15 protein-coding genes are annotated in these 18,981 nt (G+C 42.8%); 11 read left to right on the top strand and 4 right to left on the bottom strand.

The genetic code is table 11. The features are described from left to right. Positions 1 to 6: 6 nt before the first annotated feature. Complete coding sequence (locus DXB77_RS09200; RefSeq protein WP_021944319.1) at positions 7 to 957, bottom strand: glycosyltransferase family 2 protein; 951 nt, start codon at positions 955 to 957, stop codon at positions 7 to 9. 190 nt (positions 958 to 1,147) lie between these two features. Between DXB77_RS09200 and DXB77_RS09195 the strand changes: the two genes are divergently transcribed. After that, on the top strand, positions 1,148 to 2,392 hold the full coding sequence (locus tag DXB77_RS09195; protein WP_182439469.1) for an acyltransferase: 1,245 nt from the start codon (positions 1,148 to 1,150) through the stop codon (positions 2,390 to 2,392). A gap of 79 nt (positions 2,393 to 2,471) precedes the next feature. Here the strand turns inward: DXB77_RS09195 and DXB77_RS09190 are convergent, their stop codons facing one another. Further along, complete coding sequence (locus DXB77_RS09190; protein WP_117807881.1) at positions 2,472 to 4,955, bottom strand: glycosyl transferase; 2,484 nt, start codon at positions 4,953 to 4,955, stop codon at positions 2,472 to 2,474. A 288-nt stretch (positions 4,956 to 5,243) separates the two neighbouring features. Between DXB77_RS09190 and DXB77_RS09185 the strand changes: the two genes are divergently transcribed. Continuing rightward, positions 5,244 to 6,029: a hypothetical protein gene (locus DXB77_RS09185; RefSeq protein ID WP_118482900.1), complete on the top strand. Its 786-nt coding sequence runs from the start codon at positions 5,244 to 5,246 to the stop codon at positions 6,027 to 6,029. A gap of 302 nt (positions 6,030 to 6,331) precedes the next feature. Here the strand turns inward: DXB77_RS09185 and DXB77_RS09180 are convergent, their stop codons facing one another. After that, positions 6,332 to 7,333, bottom strand: a complete 1,002-nt coding sequence (locus tag DXB77_RS09180; RefSeq protein ID WP_118663081.1) for an aldose 1-epimerase — start codon at positions 7,331 to 7,333, stop codon at positions 6,332 to 6,334. Positions 7,334 to 7,669: 336 nt separating this feature from the next. Here DXB77_RS09180 and DXB77_RS09175 point away from each other — a divergent pair, with 336 nt between their 5' ends. Together DXB77_RS09175 and DXB77_RS09170 are read left to right on the top strand one after the other, a co-directional pair. After that, on the top strand, positions 7,670 to 8,686 hold the full coding sequence (locus tag DXB77_RS09175; protein ID WP_182427497.1) for a GDSL-type esterase/lipase family protein: 1,017 nt from the start codon (positions 7,670 to 7,672) through the stop codon (positions 8,684 to 8,686). Positions 8,687 to 8,755: 69 nt separating this feature from the next. Beyond that, positions 8,756 to 9,244 (top strand): DUF4358 domain-containing protein, encoded by a 489-nt coding sequence (locus DXB77_RS09170; RefSeq protein ID WP_117784610.1) that lies wholly within the window; start codon positions 8,756 to 8,758, stop codon positions 9,242 to 9,244. A 93-nt stretch (positions 9,245 to 9,337) separates the two neighbouring features. Here DXB77_RS09170 and DXB77_RS09165 read toward each other — a convergent pair whose 3' ends face one another. Further along, on the bottom strand, positions 9,338 to 9,679 hold the full coding sequence (locus tag DXB77_RS09165) for a helix-turn-helix domain-containing protein (RefSeq protein ID WP_117807874.1): 342 nt from the start codon (positions 9,677 to 9,679) through the stop codon (positions 9,338 to 9,340). A gap of 207 nt (positions 9,680 to 9,886) precedes the next feature. On the opposite strand from DXB77_RS09165, the gene recJ reads away from it, so the two are divergent. From recJ to hisS, 7 genes are all read left to right on the top strand, one after another. Beyond that, positions 9,887 to 11,764: a single-stranded-DNA-specific exonuclease RecJ gene (gene recJ / locus DXB77_RS09160; RefSeq protein ID WP_118663080.1), complete on the top strand. Its 1,878-nt coding sequence runs from the start codon at positions 9,887 to 9,889 to the stop codon at positions 11,762 to 11,764. A 90-nt stretch (positions 11,765 to 11,854) separates the two neighbouring features. Continuing rightward, a complete protein-coding gene (locus DXB77_RS09155; RefSeq protein ID WP_021944329.1) occupies positions 11,855 to 12,379 on the top strand; it encodes an adenine phosphoribosyltransferase in 525 nt (174 codons plus the stop codon). Positions 12,380 to 12,570: 191 nt separating this feature from the next. After that, positions 12,571 to 14,835: a bifunctional (p)ppGpp synthetase/guanosine-3',5'-bis(diphosphate) 3'-pyrophosphohydrolase gene (locus tag DXB77_RS09150; protein WP_334296762.1), complete on the top strand. Its 2,265-nt coding sequence runs from the start codon at positions 12,571 to 12,573 to the stop codon at positions 14,833 to 14,835. 9 nt (positions 14,836 to 14,844) lie between these two features. Then, positions 14,845 to 15,477, top strand: coding sequence for an MBL fold metallo-hydrolase (locus DXB77_RS09145; protein ID WP_118663079.1), 633 nt, complete (start codon positions 14,845 to 14,847; stop codon positions 15,475 to 15,477). A 24-nt stretch (positions 15,478 to 15,501) separates the two neighbouring features. Beyond that, on the top strand, positions 15,502 to 17,055 hold the full coding sequence (gene hemZ, locus DXB77_RS09140; protein ID WP_118663078.1) for a coproporphyrinogen dehydrogenase HemZ: 1,554 nt from the start codon (positions 15,502 to 15,504) through the stop codon (positions 17,053 to 17,055). After that, entirely contained in the window at positions 17,052 to 17,672 is a 621-nt protein-coding gene (locus tag DXB77_RS09135) for an HD domain-containing phosphohydrolase (RefSeq protein ID WP_117807866.1), read from the top strand. The genes hemZ and DXB77_RS09135 overlap by 4 nt, the downstream gene beginning before the upstream one ends. Before the next feature lie 41 nt (positions 17,673 to 17,713). Then, positions 17,714 to 18,964, top strand: coding sequence for a histidine--tRNA ligase (gene hisS, locus DXB77_RS09130; RefSeq protein WP_118663077.1), 1,251 nt, complete (start codon positions 17,714 to 17,716; stop codon positions 18,962 to 18,964). Positions 18,965 to 18,981: the final 17 nt, after the last annotated feature.

The following is an 18,981-nucleotide window of genomic DNA, read 5'->3' as shown; positions in this document are numbered from 1 at the left end:
TTATTCCTAATGGATCGGATCTACATGATCCTTATTTGTTTCCGATACGATGTAATGTGGCCGGTTTTTTACTTCCAGATATGTCTTGGCAATGTATTTACCCATAATACCCATGCACAGGAACTGAAGTCCAGCAATAAAGATGATGATACAGGCAAGAGATGGCCAGCCGGCAACCGGATCTCCGAATATTTCTTTTCTTATAATAATGAAAATAACCATAAGAAAGGAAAAGATCGTCAGAAAAATGCCAAGCCCGGATGCAAGGGACATCGGGGTTTCGGAAAAATTGATGATTCCATCGACCGCATATTTGAATAAGCCCCAGAAACTCCATTTTGTTTCTCCGGCAATGCGGTTTACATTTTCATATTCCAGCCATTTGGTCTTAAAACCGATCCAGCCAAAGATACCCTTTGAGAATCGGTTGTATTCGCACATGGCGACGATACTGTCTACCATTTCACGCTTCATCAGACGAAAATCCCTGGCACCATCGACAACATCTGCGTCCGAGATCTTGTTGATAAGTTTATAAAAATTCCTTGCAAAGAAGGAACGGATCTTTGGTTCTCCGATCCTCGATACCCGCCGGGTGGCAACGCTGTCATAATCCTCGGTTTCCAGACAGTGGAGCATATCAGGCAGCAGGGCAGGGGGATCCTGCATATCTGCATCCATGATGGCGGCATAGTCACCATCTGAATTACAGAAGCCGGCATACATGGCAGCTTCTTTTCCAAAGTTTCTTGAAAATGATATATATTTGTAATGAGAATCCGTATCACAGATTTCTTTCATGACGGAAAGGGTTGTATCTGTAGAACCATCATTGATCAGAAGTATCTCAAATGTATATTGATCCAGAGTCTGGATTACTTTGTTCAGTTCGTCCTTAAATAAAGGAAGTGCTTCCGCTTCATTGTAACAGGGAACGATCAGATTCACTTTTTTCATATAACTTCTCCTTGTGCCGCTGCCATATGAACTGGCAGAACGGTATTCTTTAATTTTAGTTCAGGGAGAATGGAGTGTCAAGGAATCTGCCAGCGCTTTTGAAAATATAAGATTTGCATATGTATGTTGTTAGATGCTATAATAAATCCAAATGAGCAAAAAAAGTTTTATTGCACAGGAGAGAAGGAATATGAAGGTAAAAGCAAAATCATTTGAGGCATGGAAGGTTATCATGATCACCCTTGTCTTTTTATCATATTGTGTGGGGATGATGCCGGGAGAAAAAGCGCAGGCAGTTTATGACAAATATCTGGATAATGGGATATTTGGAATGGCATTTTTCTTTGTTCTGGTAGGATTTGGAATCGGTATTCATTACCATAAGAAGTTTATTAATCTGAACAAGAAGAATTATCTGGAATTTCTTGGAAAGAAGCTGGGAATTCTGTATCCGCTTTATATGATCATGCAGACAGTATTCCTGATCCTCGCATTGTGCAGCCATCCCGGTTCACAGGAAATTAAGACACTGATCGTGAAGTATATCATCAGTATACCGATGCTTCAGGCAATGATACCGAAGGCTGGATATTATATGGCACTGAATCCGGTCAGTTGGTTTGTATCAGCAATCTTTCTGATCTATCTTCTGGCTCCGGTGATCGGTATGCTGGCGGCAAGAATGAAGCGGGATCTGAAAAGAAGCGGATTGGTGATAGTCGGGCTGATCGTTGTATATATAATTGTTGCAGGACCACTTGCTGATGCAATGGTATTGAAGCAGGATATGCCATATCTGTTTCTGATGAATCTTATTTTATTCTGTATTGGTGTCTGGCTTGCAAATTTCAGACTGAATATTCGGATCGAGACAGATCGTTCCGCTGGAAGAAATCTTCTGACCGGAGCAGAGCTGGTAGTGCTTGTGGCAGCGGTTCTCATTTATCTGGGAACAGTTGGGAAATATGGAATTCCTACAGCACTTCTGAGATTGCTGTTGTATGTGCTGATCGTGATGGTATTTTCTTATGACGGTGGAATGATTTCTCATATATTTACATTATCACCATTTGGAATCTTAAGCTCTATGGTATTTGATTTTTACCTGACCCAGTATTTTGTGATCCGTTATATTGGAACTCCGATCCAGAAGAGATTTGGAGACAGTGGTAAGGATATAGTTATCAGTATCATTTTGGCTTATATCATTAACTGGTGCATCGTATTAGTGATCAAGGTAATTAAAAAGATATATCGAAAGCTTCACTACAGGGTATCTTCCTTTGCCGGAGATCTTGGAACAGATGGGGTTGTAGATGATTATCTGGATGATGGATATGAAGAGATCGATCAGACCAATATCAATACGGAAGCTTATGACCGAAGCCGGTTGGATCCAATGGCAGTTGAGATTACAGAAACGGAAGATGAATAGAAATAAAAATGAGACACATATGATCTGCAATATACAGTCATATGTGTCTCGTTTTTTATATCAATATCTGATATATGGATTAACCCATTACTACTTCTACAGCATGAGTCTTGCCATCACCAAATACTGGAAGAACATTGCTCTCGATAGCATTGCCATCTACAGTAACACTCTTGATACCCTTATTTACATGATCCGGATTTGTAACCTTGATATCATATGTAGCACCACGGAACTGACGTGTAGCATTCAGACCATCCCATGCAGCAGGAATAGATGGATCGATCTTAAGACCATCAAAGTCTGCTGAGATACCTAAGATGTACTGTGAAATAGCTACCATGTTCCAGGCTGCAGTACCTGTAAGCCATGAGTTCTTACCCTGACCAAAGTGGTTACCCGGCTTTCCAATATCGGAACCGGCATCCTTACCACCGATCATCTGACCATATACATATGGTTCAGTCTTGTGAATATCGGATGTCTCCTCAGTGAAAGCAGGAGCGATCTCTGAGTAATATTTGAATGCCTGATCGCCGGCGCCTGCGTAAGCAGCAGCACAGATGATCCATGCATTGTTATGTGTGAAGATACCGGCATTCTCTTTGTATCCGCCTGGGTATGTTGAGATCTCACCATACTGGATGTAATACTTTGTGAATGCAGGATTGTTAAGTACAAGTCCGTGCTGTGTATTCAGACGCTCATCAATAGCAGCAAGTGTCTTCTTGTCGCAGCCCTGATCTTTACCGATGTCTGACATAATAGCGAAGCCCTGTGGCTCGATGAAGATCTGTCCTTCTTCACATTCCTTAGATCCCATCTTCTCACCATTTGCATCGTATGCTCTTAAGAACCAGTCACCATCCCAAGCGGATTCCATGATGTTAGCTTTCATCTTATCGATCTCAGCCTGAGCAGCTTCTGCTTCAGCGTCCATTCCAAGGTGTTTAAGAATAGCAACATAGTTAGGACCTGCATATGTAAAGAGTGTAGCAACCATAACTGACTCAGCAACCTTTGAGTATCCGCCTTCAGCAGCGAACTTAGGGTTGGTGTATGTCTGGAAGCTTTCACCCGGTGTATCGGAGAAGCATGAAAGGTTGATACAGTCGTTCCAGTCAGCTCTCATTGCAAGTGGAAGTCCGTGTGGTCCAAGGTTGTTTACGATCTTGTAGAAGGAAACCTTTAAGTGGTCAAGCATTGGCTTAGCGATGGACATATCGTTGTCATATGGAACCATCTCATCAAGAATACCCCAGTCGCCTGTCTCCTTGATGTATGCAGATACAGAAAGGATCAGCCATAATGGATCGTCTGAGAAGTCACCACCGATATCTGCATTACCCTTCTTTGTAAGTGGCTGATACTGATGATAGCATCCACCATCCGGGAACTGTGTAGAAGCGATATCAATAATTCTTTCTCTTGCACGATCAGGAATCTGATGAACAAATCCAAGTACATCCTGGTTGGAATCACGGAATCCCATACCACGGCCGATACCGGACTCGAAGTATGATGCTGAACGTGAAAGGTTGAATGTAACCATACACTGATACTGATTCCAGATATTAACCATACGGTTAACCTTATCATCAGGAGTATTAACATTTAAGATGCTTAAGAGGTTGTTCCAGTGTTCTTTGAGTTCTGCCAGACCTGCTGCAACCTTCTCAGGAGTGTTGTATTTCTCCATCATCTCAAGAGCCTTAACCTTGTTGATCGTCTTGCCATCAGCTTCGAACTTCTGGTCAACAGGCATCTCAACATATCCAAGAATAAATACAAGAGTCTTTGTCTCGCCCGGAGCAAGAGTGATCTTTTTATAGTGTGAAGCGATTGGTGACCATCCATCTGCAAATGAATCATTTGACTTGCCGGCTTCAACAGCCTGTGGGTTGTGGAAACCATTGTAAAGTCCGATGAATGAATCTCTGTCTGTATCGTAACCGTCGATCTCGTCATTTACTGTGTAGAATGCGAAATGATCACGTCTGTCTCTGTACTCTGTCTTGTGGTAGATTGTTGAACCAACAACCTCTACACGACCTGTACTGAAGTTCCTCTGGAAGTTTGTGCAGTCATCCTGTGCATCCCAGAGACACCACTCTTCAAATGAGAAGAATGAGAAAGTCTTCTCTTCTGAGCTTTCATTTGTAAGAACAACCTGCTGAACTTCTCCGGCATAATTCTGAGGTACGAAGAAAGTAACCTCTGCCTTTAAGTTGTTCTTCTTACCGGTGATCACTGTGTAACCCATACCATGACGGCATTCATATTCGTCAAGCTCTGTTTTAACCGGTGACCAGCCCGGATTCCAGATTGTACCATTCTCGTTAATATAGAAATAACGACCACCCATATCGATAGGTACATTGTTATAACGGTATCTTGTAATTCTACGAAGACGAGCATCTTTGTAGAAGCTGTAACCTCCCGCTGTATTTGAAATCAGTGAGAAGAAATCCTGTGTTCCAAGGTAGTTGATCCAAGGATAAGGAGTTCTAGGAGATGTGATGACATACTCCTTGTTGGCATCATCAAAATAACCAAACTTCATGTAATATATACCTTCCTTTCATGTGTATTAAGATAAGTAGTGTCTGCCGTTATCAGGCAGTATCCACTGCTCCATGATCTCTCCCTTACAAAGGACATAGTGTGCCCCTTATAAAAACAGCCATATGGGCATATTATATAATAAAATAGGATATTTGACAACAAAACCCATGATAAAATGTGGAAAAATAATCATTGTAAAAAGAAGCCTCATCTGATACACTCAAAATGTGAACAGACATAAAATGTTCACATATATATTATTTTTTACGTTTTAGGAGGAGAGATTATGAATTGTCCAAATTGCGGAGCAGAGACAAATGGTTCAGTTTGTCCTGTATGTGGAGCAGAAGTAGGTACAAGTGGTGGGTTTACACTTGCTGGGAATGATCAGCCACAGCAGCCGGAAAATGCAGCATATGGTGCGCAACCACAGCAGGGAATGGGGATGGATCCACAGTATGGTGGATCACAGTATCAGGGAGATCCAATGCAGAATGGTTATGCAGGAAATGCATATGGTACACCGGGATTTGATACTGGCGCAGGTTATCAGCAGCCACCAAAAAAGAAGAAATCCGGTGCAGGAGCAGTTATTGGAATCATTGTTGCACTTGCAGTAATTGCAGCAGCAGTTATATTCCTGTTTTCAGGTTCGCTTGGGGGAGCCAAGAAGAGCAAGAAATTAGTAGATCAGTTTATGACCGGAATTGAAGAAGCAGATACAGATAAGATCGTATCACTTGTTGATGAAGACTGTGTTGCTGACAATGATGTAGAAACATTATCCAGCAGCTTTGAGCTTCTGACCTCTATGGGGGTTGAGTATTCTATTGATTACAAGATCACATCAACAGAGAAGGCAAACAGAGCAACTATCAAGAATATGTGCGAAGGTCTGTATGGTGATACGTCTGTAGCAAGCAAAGTAAGATGTGCTTATATCTGTGATGTTGATTATACCATGACAATAAACTACCTTGGAGAGACAGAGACAGAGGATGACAAGATGTCACTGATCTGTTACAAGAAGGGCGGTAAATGGTATATCGGCGGAACGGTAGAGTCCGAATAAGACCGAGCCTTATATGAAAACATGGCATATGCTATTCCTTACACAGAATACATATGCCATGTTTTTTATAAATCTATGTCTACCGGATGTGTCCTTTCAGAGAAACGGCTCTGCTATAAAATGACATTAGCGTGGATTTCGTAGTAAGATGCACATTGCCAGTAAATACGGGTGCTTGTTTGAGCCGAAGGCGAGTTAGCACAGGAGTATTTACAAATTAGGCATGTGCAGCGAACAGAAATCGCAGCGAGTCATTTATAGCAGAGCCATTTCTCTGAAAGGACATATCCCGATAGACTTTTTTATCTTACAAAGATTCGCTCGGTTACGGTTTTGGATTCGCCGGGAGCCAGTTCGGTGTAGCCGGTTACGGCAGGATCACCGGAAAGGTTTGGAGCATCAATGTTCCAGCTCATAGGTTCCGGACAGAAGAATTCTTTCATGCCGTGATCATTCCACATGATCCAGTATTTCATAACATCACATACTTCGTAGCAGACACGGACGCCTGTAACTTTATCGGTTACGATGACACCATAGAATGGCTTGCCGTCTAATTCGTTCATTTCAGCGGTATAGAGGTCGTTGTCGATGCCCTGAAGAACAGGAACCATGTCACCCTCTTTGTACATCATATCATATCTGGTAAGCGGCAGTGTTTTCTCGGTTGGAATACAGGTGTCGCTGAGTTCCCATTTGTCACCGATCGGAACCTGCAGACGCACATTTGCGCCGCTTCCGCCATTTGTAAACGGTGCTTTGAATGCGATATGGTTACATACACCATAAGGCATCTGAACCTTGGAAAGGTTAGTCAGTGTAAAGGAATAATCCAGTCCGTCTGCTGTCAGTGTAAAGACAAATTCTGCCTTGAAGCTGACAGGGAAAGTTTCGAAAAATTCATCATTTTCATCATATACATAAGAAGTCTTTGCAACAGCACTTTCACCCTCTACATACATGTCATCAATTGTATGGCAGCGTTTGTGAAGAAAACCATGCAGATGGTTGCCCAGCGGATCGTTGCAAGGGAAATGATACATGGCATCTGAGGTTTTCAGATCTCCATGAGATAATCTGTTTGGAAGATATAAAGTAGGCATACCGTATACCTCGGCAGCAGCCTTCAGTTCTTCCGGTGAAAGTGACAGATCATTTCTTAAGATATCAATATTAAGAGCTGTGTTTTCCAGCTTCATTACATTACTTCCGTTAAAAGGTGCGATCAATGCACGAAAATCTCCTGCGATAAGTTCGATACAGGTTTCGCCTTTAAAATCATAGTTTTTTGCGCTAAAACTCATAGTAACCTCCCATATAAAGTGATAAGTATTTGTATTTAAGATACATAAAACGGAAAAAGTCTGCAAGATAATATTATGTATGTGTAAGTGCGAAAACAGACCCATCTCAAAAATCTAATAGAATAGTAACACTTAAGTTAAAAAGTGTCCATAAAAATGAAACAAGATTTGTTAATTTCAACAATCAGAAAAGTCGAAAAACGACTAAAACTGCGAATTATGTAGAAATTTCAAAATCTGTACACTTATGTAAAGTGGTATGTTATAATCGAAGCTAACGGGATAAGACCCTTTCCTTTTATAAAATGTAATGCAAAAAGAGGAATGAACAAGAGAATGGACAATGAGAAAAGATATAGCACCAGGATAAAAAGTGAGCGGTGCGATAAGATAAAGATCAGCAGTGTGGCTGCCGTATTTCTGGTATGTTCAATAGTGATATTTGCGACAAGATACAGACAGGATATATGGAACTTTGACAGAGAAAATGGAAATGACCATCAGATAGAAAATGTTGCGACCGGATCGGATGCATCGGAGGAGGCTTCCGAGGAAAAAACGACGGAGAAGATAACAACGGAAGCAGCGACAACAGAGAAACCGACTACGGAAAAGGTAACAACGGAAGCATCGGAAACGGAAGAAACAACGACTGCCGCATCATCCGAAGAAGGTGGTTCAACAGTAAAATATGTGAATATCAAGGACCCGGATACATCATCTAAGGGAAATGACTGGTACGATAAGAAACTGTATACGCCGGGAAATGTAACGGATGATGCTTATTTTGATACAGCGGTACTGATCGGTGATTCAAGAACCGAGGGACTTAGTCTTTATACCGGAATGTCGAATCTGGACGCGTTCTGTTCCAAGGGGCTAAATATCGAAAAGGTCATGACAGAGCCGATCGTTTCTACAAGTGACGGAATGTTGACGGCACTGGAAGCGCTGAAGCAGAAGGATTATGAGAATATATACATTTCATTTGGTGTTAACGAGCTTGGATGGATCTATGAGGATGTATTCATTGAAGACTATAAAGCATTTATTGATGCAATAAGAGAGATACAGCCAAATGCAACGATCTATGTTGAGAATATTCTTCCGGTATCCAAGGCTTTATCAGATGAAGATGAGATTTATAATAACTCCAACATTAAGGCATTCAACAAGCTGTTGAAACGGATGTGTAAGGATTATGGCGATATCATTTATCTGGATGTTGCAAGCAGTGTGACGGTAGACGGAGTTCTTCCGGCAGATGCCAGTACCGATGGACGACATTGCAATCAGGAATATTGCGAGAAATGGCTGGATTACATCCGACAGAATGTATATATAAAGAAGTAAATGCCCGGATAGAGATATTCGGATCATCATAACAGTATCAGACAGAAGTAACAGGAGAGAATAAACAAGATGAAGAAATTAGTAAAGTTATGTGCAATTTTTAGCCTGGCAGGAATGCTTGCAGGCTGTGGAACAACGGTTGGTGGAGCAGGTGGTTCAAAGGAAGACCTGAATATAAATGTTAAGGACATGGCAAATGAACTGAAGAGCGGGCTGACATTTGAAGATACGCTTTCAGAGCTTGATACAGGCATGGCACTCACATATTACGGAATTGATGCAGACAGCGTAAAAGACAGCGTGATAATCGTATCGACCGGAGCAACTGCTGAGGAGATTGCAGTATTCGAGGCAGCAGATTCAGATGCGGCTGACAAGGTAAAAACAGCCTGTGAAGACAGAAAAGAAAAACAGACAACATCATATGCAGATTACAAGCCATCCGAAACCGGACGTCTTGACAAGGCGATCATAAAAGAGGACGGAAATTATGTTGTATACTGTGTAACAGATGATACGGATAAGGCAAACGAGATCATCAACAAATATTTCAAATAACAGATATAAAAAACGAACCTGTAAGCAAAAGGCTTTCAGATTCGTTTTTTGTTATGATATGGAAATATGCCATTATATCAATAGGAATAGCTGTTAATCAGAATTGGAAATGGAATTGAACATTTCTATGTATTCTATAAATAATTGCTTCCTTTTTTCGTCGTCAGAAGTCATGACCTCGACTACGGTATGTGGAATGCAGGATAAAATTGTATCCGATTTTTTGATCCCGCGGATCAGATAATCAAGATCTACGCCGAAATGATCACAGAAATCAATCATTTTTTCAAGGGACAGACTGGATTTTCCCCGTTCTATGGCGCTGCAATGTTTGACAGAGATATCGAGCATCTCTGCAAGCTGGTACTGCGTAAGGTTATTTGAGCGCCGGATCTGTACGATCCTCTGACCGATCTGTGCGTATAAGTTCTCCATAAAAATACCTCCAAACTACATTATATTTTGAATAAAAAAACAAATAAACAACCTGTGAGGTGTATAAGAACACAACCTGAAAGGTAAATTACGGTATTACAGCAATGCGGCGGAATGTAAGAAGTTGACGGTCGATTTTTTACTGGTGTATAATTCCTTTGCGATCAGGAATAGCGGAAGAATAGATATGGATGGGAGTAAGAGTAAATGGCAACAGAGATAAAACCTCCGATAAAATATGATATGGTGTGGACAATGTATGGAAAGCGGGCTGATTTCTTTGGGATCGCAGAGCGTTTTCATATTGATCCGGTAACTGCAAGGGTGATTCGGAACCGGGATGTGATAACAGATGAAGAGATTGATACCTATCTGAATGGGGGGCTTGACCGGCTGCATGATCCTGCGATGATGAAGAATATGGAGAAGGGCTGTGGCCTTATGCTGGAGGAGATCCGGAGTCGGAACCGGATACGGATCATTTCGGATTATGATGTGGATGGTGTAAGTTCAAACTACATATTGTATAAAGGCTTACAGCGTGTGTGGGAGCATGAAAATGGTTCGCCTGCAGGAGACGGGATCGATTATGATATTCCGCACCGGATCTATGATGGATATGGAATCAATATCCGTATGGTAGATGCGGCGGCAGCCGATCAGGTCAGTATGATCATTACCTGTGATAACGGGATTGCGGCATTTGATGCGGTGAGAAAAGCAAAAGAATATGGGATGCGGGTAATCGTGACGGATCACCATGATATTCCATATGATACAGATGAAAATGATATTCGGGTATACAAAGTACCGGAAGCGGATGCGGTGATCGATCACAAGCAGCCGGGCTGTGAATATCCGTGCAAGGAATTGTGCGGAGCGGGTGTGGCATACAAATTTATCCAGTTGTTATATCGGATGTGCGGGATACCGGAAGCGGAGTGTGAGGCATTTATAGAGATCCTTGGAATTGCAACCGTCTGTGATGTTATGAATCTGGTAGATGAGAACCGTATCATTGTAAGAGAGGCACTTCACCGGTTATCTGACAGTAGTAATTATGGTTTGAAGGCACTGATCACAAACAGCGGCAGGGATGGTAAGAAGCTGTCAGCATTTGATCTGGGATTTATCATTGGACCGTGTATCAATGCAGCGGGCAGACTTGGAGATGCGAAGACCAGCCTGGAATTCCTGCTTGAAACAGACAGCTTTAAGGCAAATGAGCGTGCGATCGAGCTGTTAAATATCAATAATACCCGAAAAGATATGACAGAGCAGGGAACAAAAACGGCAATCGGGCTGCTTGAAACTTCGGATCATCTGCTTATGGGGGCAGTCCCGGAGACAGGAGTTGCGGCATTGTCGGACCGGGTACTTGTTATGTATATCCCGAAACTGCATGAAAGTCTGGTCGGGATTATCGCAGGCAGGATCAAGGAACGGTATTATCGTCCGGTGCTGTTATTTACGGACAGCGAAGAAGAAGGAATCATCAAGGGCTCCGGTCGTTCGATCGAAGGCTATAATATGTATGATGAGATCAATAAATGCAGTGATTATTTCACGAAGTTCGGAGGACATGAGATGGCAGCGGGCTTTTCCATGGAGAAGCGGAATCTGGCCAGACTTCGGGAAAAAATGAATGCGAATTGTACGCTTGACGAAAAACTTCTGACACCGAAGCTCCGGATCGATGTGCCGATGCCGCTCGATTATGTAAGTATTCCACTGACCGAAGAACTGGAGGTTCTGGAGCCATTTGGAAAAGGCAATGAGAAGCCGGTATTTGCACAGAGTGGTGTGCGTGTAAAAAGCGCAAGGATCATGGGAAAAAGACAGAATGTTCTGCGGGTTTCGTTCCTGATGGAGAACGGCGGTACGATCGAGGGCATAAGTTTTGACCCGGAAGTGTTTATTTCTAACATAAAACAGTGGTTTGGAACAAATGAATGTGATAAAATACTAAAAGGAATGCCCGGTCATGTGGTGTTGGATGTTGCCTATTATCCGGATATCAATGAATTTGCTGGAAGAAGAACTTTGCAGATCCGGTTGCTGGAATATCGGAAACATGAGGAATAAAGGCTTTGTTGATAGTTTGATATCATGTGGGCAGAAAAGGAAAATGTAAATAATTGTAGAATATACATATATATATGCAGGAGGAAGATTATGAAAAAGATAGAAGAATACGTTACAAGTATACCGGATTTTCCGGAACCGGGAATTATTTTCAGAGATATTACAAGCGTGATCGGAGATCCAGATGGATTGAAGCTGGCGATTGATTCATTAGATGACCTGCTTGAAGGCGTAGATTATGACGTAGTAGCCGGAGCAGAGTCCAGAGGCTTTATCTTTGGAACACCACTTGCATATAAGAATGGAAAAGGATTTGCATTGGTAAGAAAGAAAGGCAAGTTACCAAGGGAGACGATTGAAGCATCTTATGATCTGGAATATGGCAGTGCAACGATCGAGATGCATAAGGATGCGATCAAACCGGGACAGAAGGTTGTCCTTGTAGATGATCTGATCGCAACCGGAGGAACCATGGAAGCCGCTGCAAGGCTGGTTGAAGAACTTGGCGGTAAAGTGGTAAAGATCATATTCTTGATCGAACTTGCAGGTTTAAAGGGCAGAGAGAAGCTTGCCAAATATGATGTAGCGTCTGTTATCTGCTATGATGGCAAATAAAAATAATCATATGATTTATGCGGAAAAAGAACCGGTATCTGTATGTGGATGGAATCGGACGGCTACCGTGATGATCGAAGAATAAGACAGAAAAATTCGAATTGGGAAAAGTGGTGAAGATCATGGAAAACGTAAAAGATAAAGCAGGAAGCATGGATGAATTAAAAGAGCTTGCGGCAAAGGCGGGTGCAATGGAGAATAAACCAATGCGGGAAAAACGGGATATCGATCTGTCTACACCTGCGGATTTTACTCCGCCGGAGGATCTGTATAAGGAGCTGATCAAAAAGATCCTGACCTATCATCCATCAACAGATATTTCGATGATTGAGAAGGCATATAAGGTGGCATCCAAGGCACATGAAGGACAGCTTCGTAAGTCGGGAGAGCCATATATCATGCATCCACTCTGTGTTGCTATTATTCTTGCAGAACTGGAGCTGGATAAGGAGACGATCGTTGCCGGAATCCTTCATGATGTAGTAGAAGATACGGTCATGACTTCAGAGGAGATTGCAGCAGAGTTCTCGGAAGAAGTGGCATTTCTGGTGGAAGGTGTTACCAAACTGACCCAGTTGAAGATGACAACGGATAAGATTGAGGTACAGGCAGAAAACCTGAGAAAAATGTTCTTATCGATGGCAAAGGATATTCGCGTTATCCTGATCAAGCTGGCAGACAGACTGCATAACTTAAGAACATTACAGTATCAGTCTCCTGCGAAACAGGTGGAAAAAGCGCGTGAAACAATGGATATCTATGCACCAATCGCACATCGTCTTGGTATCAGCAAGATCAAGGTAGAACTGGATGACCTGTCCATGAAGTATCTGATGCCGGAGGTATATAAGGATCTGACAGCACAGATCGATGCGAGAATGCATGAAAGGGAAGCCTATATCAAACGTATCGTTGCGGATGTAAAGAAGCATATTGACAATGCGCATCTGGATGCAGAGATCGACGGTCGTGTAAAGCATCTGTTCAGTATTTATAAGAAGATGAAGAACCAGAACAAGACACTGGATCAGATTTATGATATTTTTGCAGTCCGGATTAAAGTGGAGACCGTCCGGGACTGTTATTCGGCACTGGGAATCATCCATGAGATGTACAAGCCGATTCCGGGACGTTTTAAAGATTATATCGCAATGCCAAAGTCCAATATGTATCAGTCCCTTCATACAACACTGATCGGACCGGAGGGACAGCCATTTGAAATACAGATCCGTACATTTGAGATGCACCGGACGGCTGAATATGGTATTGCTGCACACTGGAAATATAAAGAGAACATAACCGGTACGGTTATGCAGAAGGAAGAGGAGAAGTTATCATGGCTTCGTCAGATTCTGGAGTGGCAGAGAGATACTTCAGATAATAAGGAGTTCATGAACTTCGTTAAGACAGACCTGGATCTGTTTGCAGAACAGGTATATTGCTTTACACCGGCAGGTGATGTCAAGAATCTGCCAAGTGGATCGACACCGATCGATTTTGCTTATGCCATTCATACGGCAGTCGGTAATAAGATGGTTGGTGCGCGGATTAATGGAAGACAGGTTCCGATCGATACCAAGTTAAATAATGGTGACCGGGTAGAGATCATAACATCCCAGAATTCGGCAGGACCATCAAGAGACTGGCTGAATATCGTAAAGAGTGCACAGGCAAAGACGAAGATCAATCAGTGGTTCAAGCATCAGTTTAAGGATGAGAACATCAGCCGCGGTAAGGAACTGATCCTTGCATACTGTAAATCAAAGGGACTGGATTACTCCCTGTATTCCAAGCCGGAATATCAGGAACGTGTCTATAAAAAATATAATTTCAATGACTGGGAAGCTACAATGGCGGCTGTTGGTCATGGGGGAATCAAGGAAGGTCAGGTTGTCAACAAGCTGATCGAGGAATACAACAAGGATCATACGGAACAGCCGGATGACAAGGAAATTCTGGAGGCATATGCACTGAAGCGGGCACCGCATTCCTCCCACGGACAGGGTGGAATCATCGTAAAGGGTGCAGATGATGTAGCGGTTCGTTTCTCCAAATGCTGTTCACCGGTACCGGGTGATGAGATCATCGGATTTATCACCAGAGGACGAGGCATCTCGATCCATCGTACAGACTGTGTTAATGTGCTCTGTATGAGCGAGGAAGACAGAAACAGGATCATTGATGCGGAATGGCAGCAGGATGCAGTTGCAGAGAATACTTACCTTACAGAAATCAATATCTATGCGGATGACAGAAGCGGAATCCTCTTTGATATAACGAAAATCTTAAGTGAGGCAAATATCAGTGTAAACAGTATTAACAGCCGTACAAGCAAGCAGGGTAAGGCAACAATCACGATCAGCTTCTCGATCAAATCGGTCGACCAGTTGAATACGATCATTGCAAAGATACGAAATGTGGAGAGCATTATTGATATAGAGAGAACAGTGGGATAGGAGATCCGGATGGCAGAATTAGAAGTGAAATTATATCAGTTGGGTGATTTGGGAACCAATTGTTATATCGTAAGTAATAAAGAAACAAAGGAAGCAATCGTAGTTGATCCGGCAGATAATGCAGATTTTATTTATAGGAGTCTGGCAGATGCAGGACTTGCCTGTGTAGGAATCTTCCTGACACATGGACATTATGATCATATCGGAGCATTGGATGATCTGAGAAAACTGACAGGAGTAAAGGCATATGCTTCCGAGGACGAGAAGCAGGTGCTTGAGAGCAGGACAGGAAATCTGTCTGCGGTGTTTGGCCATCCGCTTGAAACATCAGCGGATATTTATCTGCAGGATGGACAGGAGGTTGCAGTTCTAGGAACTGTGGTACGGTGTATCAGTGTGCCGGGACATACGATAGGTGGCATGTGTTATTATTTCGCAGAAGAACATCTGCTGTTTACCGGAGATACATTATTTGCATCGTCAGTTGGCAGATCGGATTTCCCAACCGGAAATGAACAGGATTTGTTAGAGGCGATCGAGACGAAGCTTCTTGTATTACCGGAGGAAACAGCTGTGTATCCGGGACATAACGGAACTTCAAGGATTGGCAGAGAAAGAAAATTCAATCCATTTTTTTCATAAATAACGATAAGGAACTTGGTTGACATGATTTGTCTGATTCAGAATGTAGAAGATTATAATAATGACCTGAGAGTGATCCTCATGGCGTTTTACATGGGTGTGAAGATCATCACACCGGAGAATATAGAAAAGAAGCCTGAACTTGGGGCAGATGTTGCTGCAACCCTTGTGGCAGAATTTGCAGAAGGTCAGACAAAAATCTGGATGAAGGACGGCGGTCTGGATGTGAAATCAGAAGGAGCTTCTGAGGATAAACAGCAGGACTGGTCTGCGAGAGAAGTCTGTGGAAAACCGGATATCGTGATCGATCAGGATTATCATGACAGAAAGGTATTCCGTAATGTTCTGAAGCGTGCCATGTACCGGATGTTGTCAGAGAGAACCGGAAGAGTTCTGCCATGGGGTAGTCTGACCGGCGTACGTCCGGTGAAGATTGCAATGGAAGCGGTAGAACGTGGATGTACAGATGAGGAGATACAAAAGCTGTATCAGGAAACTTATGTGGCAAGCCGGGAAAAGGCAGAAGCCTGTGTGAAGATCGCCAGACGTGAGAAAGCAATTATCGAGACGATCGATGAGCGAAATGAATACTGCCTGTATATCGGCATACCGTTTTGTCCGACGAGATGTCTGTACTGCTCCTTTACCTCTTATCCGATCGGTGTTTATAAAGATAAGGTCGATGCTTATCTGGATACAATGGAAAAGGAAATGGAGTATATTGCGGAAAGTTATACCGAGAAGAAACTGGCATCCATTTATATTGGTGGCGGTACGCCGTCTTCGATCAGTGCAGAGCAGATGGATCGTCTGTGCAGCATGATCGAGAAGCATTTTGACTTGTCGCAGGTTCGGGAATATACGATCGAAGCAGGTCGTCCGGACAGTACGACAGCAGATAAGCTGCAGGTGATGAAAGCGCATGGCGTTGATCGTATCAGTATCAATCCGCAGACGATGAATGGAGAGACACTGAAGCTGATCGGAAGAGCACATACACCGGAGCAGGCAGAAGAAGCATTTATGAGAGCCAGAGAAGCTGGCTTTGACAATATCAATATGGACTTGATCGTAGGTCTTCCGGGTGAAGATGCAGAGATGGTGAAGCGGACACTGGAAAAGGTGAAGAAGCTTGCACCGGAGAGCCTTACGGTTCACACACTTGCGATCAAACGGGCAGCGCATCTGAAACAGGAGATGGACAAATACAGCTTTGCAGGTGATGTGGATGAGCAGTTGTCACTGGTTGGACAGGCCGCAGAAGAACTGGGACTTGCACCATATTATCTGTACAGACAGAAGAATATGGCGGGAAATCTGGAAAATGTCGGATATGCAAGACATGGACTGGAATGTCTCTATAATATTCTGATTATGGAAGAACGGACAGACATTATAGGAATCGGTGCGGGAAGCTCCAGCAAGCTGATCCGCCGGGAGGGAGATCTGGATCCGGTTACAGGAGAGACGATCACAGGAAACCGGATCGACCGTGTGGAAAATTGTAAGAGTGTAGACGATTATATCGCAAGAATTGATGAAATGATTGACAGAAAAAAGCAGGCGTTTGCAAAATGACAGATAAAGTTATAAACTTAGACACAGATAAAGAAACAGAATACTATGAACAGGATCTGGATGATGCCATCCGTCATGGAATGTGTGTCAGCCGGTTGTCTTCGGAGCTTGCCAGAGAACTGGGGCTCCCGGAAGAAGAGATTCATAAGATCGCAGTTGCCGGTATGATCCATGATATCGGAAAGCTCCGCATCACACCGTATATATATGGCCGTGGCAATTCCATGAAGATTGAGGAAATGCGGTATGTGAGACTTCATGCGAAGCTTGGGGCAGATATCGCAAGGCAAGAAGGCTACGGGGATGATATTGCAGATATTATTCTGTATCATCACGAGAACTATGATGGTTCCGGTTATCCGTACTGTCTTCAGGGAGAGGAGATCCCGATCGGAGCAAGGATTATTCGTGTGTGTGATGTATTTGTCGCGCTGATCAGTGACCGTGCATACCGGAAAGCATTTGAACCCAAGATCGCATTATTGATGGTGATCGATGAGGTGCGGCATTTTGACATGAAAGTATTTCTCGCATTTCAGAGAATTATAAATACAACTGATATTTTAGATGAGATTCAGTTAATTTTAAAAGGGAGCTATGAATCACGGATCAGTTGATGTATAGTATAAAAATATGAACAATAGATGGAGGATGGAATATGATAACCCAGGCACCAAGAGGAACCAGTGACTGGTTCGGTGACAAGATGAGAACACGTACACAGGTAGAAGCAATGGCGAGAAATCTGTGTGAGAAATTCAATATAAAGGAAGTAATCACACCTGTATTTGAGCATACGGTGCTGTTCCAGCGTGGTGTTGGAGAGACAACCGATGTAGTACAGAAGGAAATGTACACCTTTGTTGATAAAGGTGGAAGAAGTATCACATTGAAGCCGGAAGGTACATCAGGTGCGATCCGTGCTTATGTTGAGAATAAATTATATGCAGAACCACAGCCAATTAAGATGTTCTATATCACGCCGGCGTTCCGTTATGAGAAGCCGGAAAGCGGAAGACTTCGTCAGCATCACCAGTTTGGCGTTGAGTTTGTCGGATCTCCAAATCCAATGGCAGAAGTAGAGGTTATGACACTGGTATCAACTCTCATCAAACAGATTGGTCTGTCAGATGCAAAACTGCATATCAACAGTATCGGATGTCCAAAATGTAAGAAAGTGTACAATGATGCACTGATTTCTTATCTGAAAGGTCATGAAGAAGGACTCTGCAATACCTGTAAAGAGCGTATGGTTAAGAATCCGCTTCGTGTAATCGACTGTAAAGAGCCGGGTTGTAAGGCGATCGTAAAGGATGCTCCAAGAACAATTGATTATCTGTGTGAGGAATGCGATGCTCATTTCAAGGAGCTTCAGAGACTTCTGACAGAGCTTGAGATTCCATTTGAGGTTGACACCGGAATCGTTCGTGGCCTGGATTACTATACAAAGACAGTATTTGAATTCGTAAATAAAGAGGGCTTCACCTTATGCGGTGGGGGAAGATATGACAATCTGGTATATGAGATTGATGGAAAAGAGGCACAGCCATCTGTTGGATTCGGTATGGGAATTGAAAGAATCCTGTATTTCCTTGAGAAAGAAAATATCAATCTCGCGCCGGAAAAAACGATTGATTTATATGTCGGCATCATGGGTGATTCCGCAAAGGCAAAAGCGTACAAGCTGGTATATGATCTTCGTCTGGCCGGTTATATCGTAGAGACAGATTACATGAATCGAAGCGTAAAGGCGCAGATGAAATATGCAAATAAATTAAATGCGAGATACACGATCATTATTGGTGATAATGAATTAGAGACCAATACCGGTCGTATCAAGAATATGGAAACGGGCGAGCAGACCGAGATTGCGCTGGATCAGCTTGCAAGTGTATTAGAAGAAAGATAAGAACCATAGGAGGATAT

Source organism: Clostridium sp. OM05-9, assembly GCF_003481465.1.
Classification (GTDB): Bacteria; Bacillota; Clostridia; order Lachnospirales; family Lachnospiraceae; genus Coprococcus; species Coprococcus ammoniilyticus.
The sequence above is the reverse complement of the archived record's forward strand: the minus strand, read 5'-3'. Positions and strand labels throughout refer to the sequence as shown.